The sequence below is a fragment of the Acetobacterium sp. genome (genome assembly GCF_030652775.1).
Lineage (GTDB): Bacteria > Bacillota > Clostridia > Eubacteriales > Eubacteriaceae > Acetobacterium.
Genome location: NZ_JAUSPS010000002.1, coordinates 23,827 through 35,470 on the forward strand (window position 1 = coordinate 23,827; position 11,644 = coordinate 35,470).

An 11,644-nucleotide genomic window follows, 5' to 3' on the forward strand; every position below is an offset into this window, starting at 1 on the left:
TCTATAAACTCTCCTCTTGCATTTCTAATTGAATTTCTTCCTTCATCTTTTTCACGTCAATCTTACAACTGTCGTTCAGGGGAAATTTTTCATACAATTTAATAAATTTCGGCATTTTATAGGGTGCCAGATTGTCACTAATCAATTCTCTGATTGCCTCATCCGTGACGCCCCCCGCCGGACATTCAACGCAGGCAACAATTTCTTCCTGCACCACCGACATCGGGATCCCAAAGACCTTAGCCTGAACCACACCCTCATGCTTGATAATCACTGCTTCGATTTCTTTCGGCGAAATATTTTCACCGGAACGGATGATCATTTCCTTCATTCGGCCAACAATATATAAACTGCCGTCCTGATCCAGATAACCGATATCTCCGGTTATCAGCCAACCGTCTTCGGTAAGCACTTTGGCTGTTTCATCCTGATCTTTGTAGTAACCCTGCATGACATTGTAGCCACTGACTTCGATGCGCCCAGGCTGATCCGTTCCTAACGGCTCCCCGGTCTCCATACTAATAATTCGTATCTGAAGATTGCTGATGACTTTCCCCACCGTTTTTGAGCAGCGTTCTAGGGAATCATCGTAACTTGAAAAAGAGATACTCGGCGATGCTTCCGTCTGCCCATAGGACTGCTTCAGATGATAAATGCCCAGGTCCTCAGCAATTTTCAGGTAATCGTTTGGAAAAACCGACGAACCGGCAATGATGCCAGACCGTAGGCTCTTCAAACTGAATTTTTCTCGTTCTTTGTGATGCACAATAGCCAGGAATTGTGATGGAACGGCATTCAATACACTACAGCCATATTGATCAATGACACCCAAAACTGTTTTTGTATGACAGTCCGGGGTTACATGCAAACGACCACGATGAACAAATAACGCCAGCAATCCCGTTGACAAACCAAAACTGTGAAAGAGCGGCAGCGCCAGGCAGACCTTATCCTGGTCGGTCCAGTGCATGCATGAAACCGCTTCCCGAGCCACATTGATTAACTGATAATGGGTCAGTAAAACCCCCTTGGGGCGACTCGTCGATCCCGAGGTGAAGAGCATACTGGCCATATCATCGGGCCTGATCGCTGCTTCCCGGATTTTGAGACTGTCTCTTTCGGCGCCAGTTAATGGTGCCTGATGCCGCAGTTGTTTCCAGAAATCCAGCCCGATTGACAGTCCGGGGTACGCCCCGGAAAGACAATCTGCCCGTTTTCCGTAAATATCGTCACCGTAGCAGATATAATCGACATCGGCAAACGACATCATCGCATCCGCTTCCCTTGCAGAAAGCTTGGGATTAACCAACACTGATATCGCACCAATTTTAGCGATGGCAAGATAGCTGCAAATCCAGGCCAGTGAATTGAAGCTCCACAGCGCCACGTGTTTTCCTTTTTCAACATGATCAGCCACCAGCCCCAGAGCCAACCGGTCTGAAATCAAATCAATATCGTTCCATGATAAAGCTTCCGTTTCATCGATCACGGCAGCTTCATCTTTTTTTTCTGCCACTGCCTGACGAAACTGCTGGATCACTGTTATTGATTTTAATTTCATTGCTTTATTTTAGTATTTCTTTAAATGTTTCTACCGCTGTTCTGACCTGTTCATAGTTGGTCATTTGACGATCAATTTCTACCAGCAATAATGGGATGTTCTTTTCTGCACAAGCTTTTTTAATCATGACATAGTCAAATTCTTCAGGATCACAGAATTTTGTCATAACGAAAATTACGCCGTTCGCCTGATATTTCGAGACCAAACCCACTGTATATTGAGCGATTGCTTTGTCAACATTAAAGAGTACCGAACAGTTATCCATGTCAGCAAATTTACATGACAGGCTGTCCAGTGCCGTTTCTGCTGGTTTGGCGTCAACATGATATTGTCTTGATTCGCTGGCGACATTATCAGCAACGATTTGCATGTCATTATCATCTAATATCTTCAGCAGATCTTCAGCATCAACCAGAATACCCGTTGTGACAATTTTAATTTTATTGTTCGCTGTTTTCTCAGTTTTTGTCAATTCGCTGATTAAGTCTTTTACCAATGCGGTGTGTTCGGATTTTTCCATATAGAAGGCACTTTGGAAAATGGCATTACGATCGACCGCAGTAATTTCCGGATAATCATTTAAACAGTCCGACAATTGTCGCATGATGGCATTGTGTTCGTTATAAATGGCGATTGATTCTGTCAACTTGGCATCATCAAAACTTTGGCCGGTGGCTTTTTCCAGATCAGCAATGACCCGTTCGTAACCAGCCTTGGTAAATGCTTTGCCAAAGTCAGCTTTGCGATTTTGCGGATAGACCATTGGGATAAAGGGAATATTTTTAACGGATGATTTCCAGTTTTCTCCCAGACACTTTAATGAATCGCATAATGACGGGATAATGATTGCTGAGGCTCCTTCAAATTCGCCGCGGATGCCCAATTCCAATACTGACTGCATCACTGAACAGATAAATGCTGGAAAATAGGTTTTCGCTTCTTTGATTTCTATGTCAGCTCCCCAGGTGCCCATTGGAACCATTCCCATGGCATGAACAATTTCTTCTGGAGTGTAGACGGGAGCACAAATGACAACTTTTTTATCTTGAGCAAGATAATTTTTTAATTGTTCCTTTGGTGAGGATGCAATTTTATGAAATTTTTGTAAACTTTCTTTTAAACCCGACATCTTAGCAGCCTCCTTTTTTTGATTCCATAATTTCGGTTAAGCCTTGTACTCTGGTTTCATATTGAGCTTCTGAGAAATTTCGGGGATCCGCTTGATCCCCGTCAAATGCGACATGAGGGATTTCGCATTCTGCAGCGATCTGTCGGCTCATTTCAGCCATGAAGCCGCTCCATAATTTACATGAGCGATTGGTGTGAACCAGTAAACCTTCGACATGATTTTCTTTGATCAGTTTTACCCGTTTATCACGAGCATGTTCCAGATTCATGGCGTTTGGTACATTACAGTAAGCTTTTACCATGCCGTCAAAGTCATCATAGATGAATCCAAAAGCATCCGCATAGATCGTTGTTACCATGTTGATGCCACGGCTTTTCAGGCCTGTTGATGTTGCCCGCAAATATGGCCAGCAAGCGATTCCTTCGAATATAATCCGATGTTTTTCTTCGCCACGGAAGGTACTGTTTCCGGTTTCAACATTTTCCAGATACTCTTTATGAAGAACTTCCATCGCTTCAGCTGCTTCTTTTTTACCTCGGGCTGTTACCATAACCGCCATGTGGTTTAAAAGATCAAAGCCATTAAAAGGTGAAGGTGTATGTTTCGCTTCAGATGTTGCCGCTAACCATGCCCGGCTTGTTCGTCCGGAATATTCCATAACTTCCTGGAATTTTTCCTCAGTCCATTTTTTACCGGTCAGTTCTTCCAGTTGTTTAATTGCTTCCATAAACTGGGCTTTAACGTATGCTACCTGGGCATCAGAAACGTCATAATCGGGGTTAAAGGGAATGTCGATGATGATCATCGGAATGTTCAGGTCTTTAGCCAGGTTTTCGTACCATTTGATCATGCAGTTACAGATATTGTTGCAGCATAATAAGAAATCTGGTTCTGGCATATTTTGTTCTGGCGTATCTTTTATTTTTGCATAAGCCAAATTGATTCTGGCATAGGCACAGATATCATTGGAATAACCATCATCTTCACTGACATTACATAAACGTTCGCCGCCGCCACGAGCTGCGATTCCGGCTGCCTGATTTTCTGGATAACATACTGCCAACCCTAATGTCTCAGGTATTTCCACTGGAAAATTGGACGAACACCAACCGATCATTTCTCCACGATCTTTTGCTGCTTGAGCATCAACGTAGGCATCTGTGGCAATTTTTCCTAATTTGAATTTTGCCGAATTAGGATCTGGTGGACTTTTTTTCTTTACTTCATTACTCATTTAAAACACCTCTCTTTTTTACTTGTTCATAGGCACTGATCGCAGCCCCTAAAGCGCCCATCATCTGTGATGTTTCTGACCACTTGATGGGAACCTTCAATTCTTTTTCTAATGCTTTTCTGACCCCGCCGTTTTGGGCGACACCGCCACTCATAAAGACTTCTTCTTTGATACCAACGCGCTTTGCCAGCCCGGCAACCCGGCTTGCTACCGAATTACAAATACCGGCGATGACGTTTTCTACCGTTTCTCCGGTCGCTAACTGAGAAATAACCTCAGATTCCGCAAAAACGGTACAGGTACTGGATATTTTAGCCGGTTTTTCCGCTAATTCAGCCCTTTTTTCTAATTCATTGACGGGCATCTGGAGAATGTTTGCCATAACATCCAAAAACCTTCCGGTTCCGGCGGCGCATTTATCATTCATCATGAAGTTTTCCAGTATCCCTTTGTCGTTGATCCGCAACACCTTGGCATCCTGGCCGCCGATATCAATGATTGTCCGAACCTGGGGGTTTGTAAAAAGCACCCCTTTGGCATGGCAGCTCAGCTCACTTAATTCGCCGTTGGCCGGATCAAAATTTCGGCGTCCGTAGCCGGTAGCCATGACATAGTCGATATCATTGCGGCTCAACTTAGCCTTTTTCAGAACCGTTTCCATGATTTTTTCAGCTCCAATTGTCCCAATCCCGGCAACCAGAAGCTCCGTCCCGATAATGCGTTCCCCATCTTCCAGCAGAACGCATTTAGAGGTTGTTGACCCAATATCGATTCCCAGTGTCAGTATTATTGTATTTCACCCTTTCCTCTCATTGAGTCAATATCTTCAGCGGTAAAGCCAATACTACTCAAGATTTCATTTGTATTGCCACCATAGGTTGGACCTTTTTCATAATCTGGTAAACCAGCGTTTTCAAACATAACCGGTGTTCGAGTCATCGCTTTAGGGCCTGATGGATAATCTACTTTTGCGAAAATATCACTTTCCCAGGCTTGAGGATCTTCAACAACCTGTTCCCATGTCTGACAGATTTCAAAACAAAGATCTGCTTCATCAAACATTTTTGAGCACTCTGCCAAAGTTTTTTCTTTGATTGCGGCAAAAATGATCCGGTTCAGTTCCTGAGGGTTTTGTGATACATGCGCCAGGGTATCGAACCGTTCGTCTTTAGCCAATTCTGGTTGACCGATAACTTCGCTGAATTTTCCGATGGTGCGGTTATAATCTGGTAATGCCAACTGAACCCAAACTTCATCTTTAGTGATGAAAGTCGATTGCAATGGATTTAGCATATCTTCACGACTGATTGGATACTTGTTGCCATACTGTGCCGAATGGATCATAATAGCTAAACCGTAAACAGCGGCATGATATAAGCTGACTGTAACTTTTTCACCTTTACCTGTTTTTAAGGCATGAATATAAGATGCCAGCAGACCTGTTGCCAAGTACATCCCGCAAGCATGGTCACCAAAACCTGGGACAATGTTTACTGGAGAGGTTCCTTTTTCATATAAGGTGCCGCTGTATCCGCCGCGAGCTGCAAAAGCAGTGAAGTCAAATCCTGGTTTGTCTTTTAATGGGCCTTTAGCACCATAACCGAGAACTTGTCCAAAGACCAATTCCGGTTTTTTACTGGAAAGGGTTTCATAATCGATGCCAAGTTTTACCAATGCCTGAGTTCTCAGATTGGTGACGAAAATATCAGCATCGTCAAGGAGCTTCATGAAAATTTCCATTCCCTTTGCACTTTTGAGATTTAGGGCGATTCCCTGTTTGTTGGCGTTTTCAAAATCAAATGCTAAACTTTCATCCTGATCCAAAGGCATTTTATTCCCCGGTCCAACATAGCGGATCGGATCTCCTCCGATGGATTCAATTTTTATAACTTGAGCACCCCAATCAGCCATTGCCCGTGTTGCAGCAGGTGCTGCAATGAACGTAGCCAGTTCCAAAACCTTTACACCTTCTAATAATTTAAGTGACATAATTTTCTCCTCGCATTGTATTCTTGTCTTCTTGTATACTTGTCGACAAGTCAAATTTGGTTTTATACTAGCATACTTTTAATACAATGTAAACATTTAAATTAAAATATTTTTTCTCGATCCACTCGCCTCTGAGATGGTAATTTTGCTATATTACCATCTGATTCCAAAAGTATGATTGCAAATCACGCCAACCCATATTATAATAAAGGTTTAAAAACATCTCAAATATTTTACTTTTCTATGATAAAATCTGAAGGAGGATGACTTGTGAATATAGGTAATCGGAAATTTTTAACAACAGAAGAGGTCTATCAGGATTTATTTCATAACATCGAAACGCTTGTTTATATGCCTGGTGAACGGATCAGTGAAAATGATCTCTGTGAGACATATGGGGTCTCCCGCCACATTGTCCGCAATGCCATCACCCAACTAAAAGCCCAGGGCTTGATTACAGTTTACCCCCAACGCGGGACCTATGTCAGTTTAATAGATATGAAACTAGTTGAAGATATTCTTTACGTTCGGGAGTCAGTAGAACAGGAAGCGCTCTGTCGGGTTATGAATCTTTCGGACACGACGGAACTTCTTGAAAATCTGGAAGCAAATATCACAGAGCAAAAAAAAATCATCAGCCGTGAAATAACGGTTGATGATTTTAATACTGCCGATACAGCCTTTCATCGTAATCTGCTGAATGCTGTCGGAAAAGGCAATGTGCTGGACCTTCTAAAAGAGGCGTATGTTCATGTTAAACGCTGGAAAAATTTCGAACTGCGTGATGAAAAACGCTATGAACAAATAGTCCGTGATCATCAAAGCATTGTTGATGCGATTAAAAAACGAAGCCCGCTTGACGGACGAAGCGCTCTCCATCAGCATCTGGACACGGTCACGAATTTACGCGATGTTTTTACAACATCAAACCCGGAGTATTTTATCCGCCCCTGACCATACTCGCACAAAATCATTTTTTTATAATTGTTCCTACTAATACGCAACGCTCAGAAACAATACTGAAATTGCCCCTGCATCTGATAAGATGCCAGGGGCAATTTCACTCTTTATGGCTACCACCCATTTTGCGAAATCCGAAAATGTTAACAAGGATATTTTTGCAAAGCCTACTCCTTGATATTGTGGTCTACACGCCTAATTATTATACTTTACAGAGTTTCTTCTGTTACAGCTTCTGAGCTTTTATCATCGGATCCATCTTCTGTGATCGTATCCTCTAATCTCATTTCATTTATTACCAATACTATTTTATCAGCTTCAATTTCTGTTTCAATGCCTTTGGGATAATTAATATCACCGACACATATCTTGTCATTCAAATTAAGATCCGTTACATCGATTTCGAGATAATCAGGTATATCCTGTGGTAACCCGGTCACATGGATCTTGTCCATTTGCTGAACAAAATTAAGTTCTCTTAATTCGATTGCTTCCTTACCGATTATTTTAATATTAAGATCAAACTTAATCGGTTCGGTAATGGATACCTCCTGAAAAACGACATTCAAAATTTCGCCTTTAATCGGCGCATGTTGAATCTCTTTTATCATTGCAGCATATGATTCCTGCCCCTCAAGATCGAGCGTATATAAATAATTCTTCCCATATTTATGGATGTTTTTTACTAATACATCTTTATTTATTTTTACTGAAACGGATTCCAGCCCTTTTCGATTGATCGCACCAGGAATATAACCTATTTTCCTCAGTTTTTTTCCGGCACTGCCACTCATCTTTTCTCTTTTTTCAATTGCAATTGTTACTTTTTCGTTCATATTATTTTCTCCTTTTAATAAACTCTCACATAATATTGTCGATACTGTTTATTTGGTAAATTTCAATTAAAACCCTGGCAGATTATTCTTCTCAATATTTTCAGCCTTTTTATATATTATACCAAACAATTGAATTAATATCAAATTTCTTAAAAAAAAGGCAACCAAAGCCCTGCCACGACTTGCTCATCCGGCTTCACAAAGATGCCGTCGACCAATGAATCAATTATCCAACACACAACTGAAATAAACGTTTCTTAATACACCTTGTTTGCGTGGAAATATGTTATAAAATTTGTACAACTATTGCCTGAATCACGATCAGAGTGCCGATCATGCGAGGATAATTTTTTAATTGTCGTTGCTAACACTGAAAATGAATCAGGTACCTATTGCGGAAAAAAAGTTTGCATATTGAAGAGTTTTAAGCTTGTTCAAATTTCTAGATCAATGCCAGTGACGGAGCGGCTGACCAATCCAAATCACTTAAGAAAACTTTGCAAGAAAAGGAAAGGGACATCATAAAATTAAACAAAGACTGCTCGTAACGAAGCGGTGCTTGCTCGATAAAACATCGTCTCTCTCATGTCAGATATCAATCCAGCTCATGTTGCTTTCGTTTTCTTCAACTCACATTTAAACAAACATTTTTTTGATACTGTTATCTAACGCAATCGATTTTAATCGACGGTTATGGCGCTTACTGGACACTCATCTTGAGCTTCTAATGCGCACGCTTCATTTTCTGGAGTAATTACTTCAGCAATCACTTCAGCGATACTGTCATTGTTCATTTCAAAGACATTTGGACAAACTGATTCACATAAACCGCATCCCACACAAGTATCCCGATCAACTTTTGCTTTCATCATGGAACCTCCTCATTATTATTCAAACAGTTTTTCTGAAGTGGAAGTCAATTAGGGATCTAATTAGAAAAACATTATCTTAATTTATGTACCCACAATTATCTAAGCCAACCATTTTTTTGAGTTGGACTCCTTCGTAATAATCAACTTAATCTTTTTGAAAAATAACATTTATTTACTGGAGCTAGCGGGCGGAATCGAACTCCCGACCTACTGATTACGAAACAGTAGGTAAATGGCTTATTACAGACATTTCTACATGATATGCGACATGTTTACGACACGTTTTGCTCTTTTTTTCAATTGCTATCTCGTAGGAACTGCCATCCTTTATGTATGGCACTTTGCCAACAGTCATTTTCTCAGATCGAAACAGATTCACCCGAAAAATCTGCCCATTTCTTTCAATTAGTGAATGATGCCAGTAAATCGCGAATCGTTTCAATGATCTGATCGAATTCAATATTTTCTGCGTATGGATATTTCTTGCTGTAGTCATTCCATATTTTTCGGAGTTCCTGACTTTCAGAAATACTATCGAGATAAACAACGTAATCATCTAAATACTTGGTGCTGTCACGTTCTTCAGCTTTTTTCCTGATTGCCACTTTCAGTTCATCCCGATCCAACACTGAGTTGTTGAGCTTAGCGAGAATATAAAGGTCATAATAGTCCCTAGCTCTTGTATTGGAGATGTTTCTTACCAATATTGATTCAATCTTTTCCGCCAGGATGGTGTTTAGATTGTAGGCTTTAATGCTGATTTCTCGTTCTTCAAACATTAATTTGTAGGCATAATCCACTTCACCAGGAATAATCACGTCTCCTGTGGTGATATCAATTTTTAAATTGACTTTAATTGTAAAGAAATTTGCCTCAAGACTGACTCGAAAATCATCATACTCCGAAGTATCATGAATACTTTTAATTCCTTTAATATTAAAATTAACATGATCCTCAAGATCGATTGCGATGATTTCTGATAGTATCTTTTGAATTTCCGGTTGATCGATGGAAATGCCTTTGATCGTGGTATCCATGTCCATCGTACTTCTCAAGTCAATTCCAATCATTGCGGCAATTAAAAAACCGCCTTTTAAAATAAAGTTATCCCGAAAGCTCGATACCGCAATTCTTTCTAACAGCCGTTCCATCATAAAACTCTGAAGCAAGGTGTTCGCAATCACACCGTCTCTCTTGGCGCGATTGTTAATCCAATCTTTCAGTTGTCTAGGGCTATTAATGGTCATGCTAACACCTCCATGTATTGATGTACCAGGGCTGAAATCTTAAAAACATCGGCATATAACTGAAGTTTAATAAAATCTCGCTCCGGATCACGCATATACAGCCGAACCGCCGTTAAAACAAGATCGGCATCCAGCTTATCCTTTTTTTTCAGGCAATCGCAGATGGTTCGCTCTTTATCATAAACGGCAATCGTATGACCGTATGGCGACTGCACATTCATTTTACCAATTCCATGAAATTCTTTTTTCATATAAAAAAATTGATAGTGATCGTCCATTTTCAACAACCGGGTATTATAACCAGTGGGAATGGTCATCATCAGTTTCAAGGGCGATCGATCGCATAAATCATGGAGAAATAAAGCCGTTTCATGAGAATAGATTCCTTTTTTACAGCGATACTGCATGATTAAATAATCGTCTACCATTTGTTCTACATCAATGTAAATTCCTTTGCTGATTCGCTCGATTTTTCCTTCCACCTCTAATCGGCGGAAGACCTTATTATCAATCCCCCGCTCAGCAAATTGTTTCGTCTCGATCACACCGTTATTCTTTTTTAGAGCGTCCAGAATCATTTCTTTATCTGTCATTTGAGCACCTCTTTGTCTTTATTGTTCGTTTATATTATATATTATACGAACGATAAAGACAAATGCCAATCAGCATTTTTTGTCTTCTTGTACTTTCTCCATCTTTAACCTGATTATAATATGGAAACCTCATCCAACAGCATCCCTGGCAAGGTGATCTCCAACCGAATATCATGGAATGCCACCCGGGAGTAAGTATTTTAATCTATTGACTGATATGTTCATAAATAATACCAGTCAATTCGTTTGCCAATGCCTCATTATCAATCCGAATTAAAGATTGCTCATTTAAACATCTCCCCAGAATATCGATACCGCCATACCAGACAATTCTATTATCAATAATCATGAACCGATATCGGTTGTTTTTTATCTGAATCACATCAATTCCATTTCCGCTTATTTCTTCAACAATCTCTTTGATGTAATTCATTTGTTTATCTGGAAAAGCCACAATTTCATTGGTACACAAGGTTACTCGTATTCCAGATGAATATGTTTTTAAAAGCAAGTCTTTTACATTTTCAATTTTCTTTTTCTGCAGATATGGACTTGAAATTAAAACATGTTTCTTTGCACTTTCAATATCCTTCAATACAGGATCCAAATAATTCGAATCATCAAAAATGCCACTCTCAAGATCGGCTGTGCTACTACCCATTTTTATACTGTATCCCAAGGATCGATAAGCTGTTAACCGTTTATGATACATCCGTTCCAAAACTGGTATATGGACATCAACATAGTCATAGATAAGCACTTCCTTTTTACCTTCATAATTCCGATGAAGTCGTCCGGCATATTGAGCAATCGTCCCTTTCCATGCAATTGGCATGGCCATAAATAAAGTGTCTAATCTTGCTTCATCAAAGCCTTCGCCGATTAGCTTTCCGGTCGCAATGACCACGTATTTTTCGCCACTATTTATTGCCCTAATACTCTCCACCGCTTTTTTTCTATTCTTCGTCGTTAAATTGCCTGATAAATCAATAACGTTTACGTTTTTGCCACTTAGAAGCTCAACCAATTGTTTGATATGGCTGGTTCTTTCCGTTAAAACCAAGGGATTTCTACCTTTTTCAATCGCTTCTTCGATGTCCCTCACAATCAATTTGTTCCTGTCGTTACTTTCACAAACATGTTGATAAATCTCAGTAATATGCCATGCTTTTTCTTCTTTGTAAACCGGCATTCGCGTTGTTGTAAATCTTGGTATAATAAAA

At 40.2% G+C, this 11,644-nt stretch carries 11 protein-coding genes; 1 reads left to right on the forward strand and 10 read right to left on the reverse strand.

The genetic code is table 11. The features are described from left to right. Position 1: 1 nt before the first annotated feature. From Q7J41_RS00445 to Q7J41_RS00465, 5 genes are read right to left on the reverse strand one after another with little or no spacing between them, the layout of a single operon-like run. Complete coding sequence (locus tag Q7J41_RS00445) at positions 2-1,561, reverse strand: class I adenylate-forming enzyme family protein (protein ID WP_304884181.1); 1,560 nt, start codon at positions 1,559-1,561, stop codon at positions 2-4. Positions 1,562-1,565: 4 nt separating this feature from the next. Next, the gene (locus Q7J41_RS00450) at positions 1,566-2,690 is read right to left on the reverse strand and encodes a 2-hydroxyacyl-CoA dehydratase subunit D (RefSeq protein ID WP_304884184.1); all 1,125 of its coding nucleotides are present in this window, start codon (positions 2,688-2,690) and stop codon (positions 1,566-1,568) included. Position 2,691: 1 nt separating this feature from the next. Continuing rightward, on the reverse strand, positions 2,692-3,924 hold the full coding sequence (locus tag Q7J41_RS00455; RefSeq protein ID WP_304884186.1) for a 2-hydroxyacyl-CoA dehydratase subunit D: 1,233 nt from the start codon (positions 3,922-3,924) through the stop codon (positions 2,692-2,694). Then, complete coding sequence (locus tag Q7J41_RS00460; protein WP_304884202.1) at positions 3,917-4,711, reverse strand: acyl-CoA dehydratase activase; 795 nt, start codon at positions 4,709-4,711, stop codon at positions 3,917-3,919. Before Q7J41_RS00460 ends, Q7J41_RS00455 begins: the two co-directional genes overlap by 8 nt. Next, positions 4,711-5,913 carry a CaiB/BaiF CoA-transferase family protein gene (locus Q7J41_RS00465; RefSeq protein ID WP_304884188.1) on the reverse strand — a complete coding sequence of 401 codons (1,203 nt, stop codon included), beginning with the start codon at positions 5,911-5,913 and terminating at the stop codon, positions 4,711-4,713. Before Q7J41_RS00465 ends, Q7J41_RS00460 begins: the two co-directional genes overlap by 1 nt. A 270-nt stretch (positions 5,914-6,183) precedes the next feature. Between Q7J41_RS00465 and Q7J41_RS00470 the strand changes: the two genes are divergently transcribed. Further along, positions 6,184-6,867 carry a GntR family transcriptional regulator gene (locus tag Q7J41_RS00470; protein WP_304884190.1) on the forward strand — a complete coding sequence of 228 codons (684 nt, stop codon included), beginning with the start codon at positions 6,184-6,186 and terminating at the stop codon, positions 6,865-6,867. A gap of 215 nt (positions 6,868-7,082) precedes the next feature. On the opposite strand, the gene Q7J41_RS00475 is transcribed toward Q7J41_RS00470, so the two are convergent. The 5 genes from Q7J41_RS00475 to Q7J41_RS00495 all read right to left on the reverse strand — a co-directional run. Further along, complete coding sequence (locus Q7J41_RS00475) at positions 7,083-7,709, reverse strand: 50S ribosomal protein L25 (protein ID WP_304884193.1); 627 nt, start codon at positions 7,707-7,709, stop codon at positions 7,083-7,085. A gap of 680 nt (positions 7,710-8,389) precedes the next feature. Further along, positions 8,390-8,581 (reverse strand): ferredoxin, encoded by a 192-nt coding sequence (locus Q7J41_RS00480; RefSeq protein ID WP_370650959.1) that lies wholly within the window; start codon positions 8,579-8,581, stop codon positions 8,390-8,392. Positions 8,582-8,982: 401 nt separating this feature from the next. Beyond that, positions 8,983-9,828, reverse strand: a complete 846-nt coding sequence (locus Q7J41_RS00485) for a nucleotidyl transferase AbiEii/AbiGii toxin family protein (protein WP_304884195.1) — start codon at positions 9,826-9,828, stop codon at positions 8,983-8,985. Further along, positions 9,825-10,421, reverse strand: a complete 597-nt coding sequence (locus Q7J41_RS00490) for a type IV toxin-antitoxin system AbiEi family antitoxin domain-containing protein (RefSeq protein ID WP_304884196.1) — start codon at positions 10,419-10,421, stop codon at positions 9,825-9,827. Before Q7J41_RS00490 ends, Q7J41_RS00485 begins: the two co-directional genes overlap by 4 nt. Positions 10,422-10,626: 205 nt before the next feature. Then, the coding region (locus Q7J41_RS00495; RefSeq protein WP_304884198.1) for a helicase-related protein at positions 10,627-11,644 on the reverse strand (1,018 nt) is incomplete at its 5' end.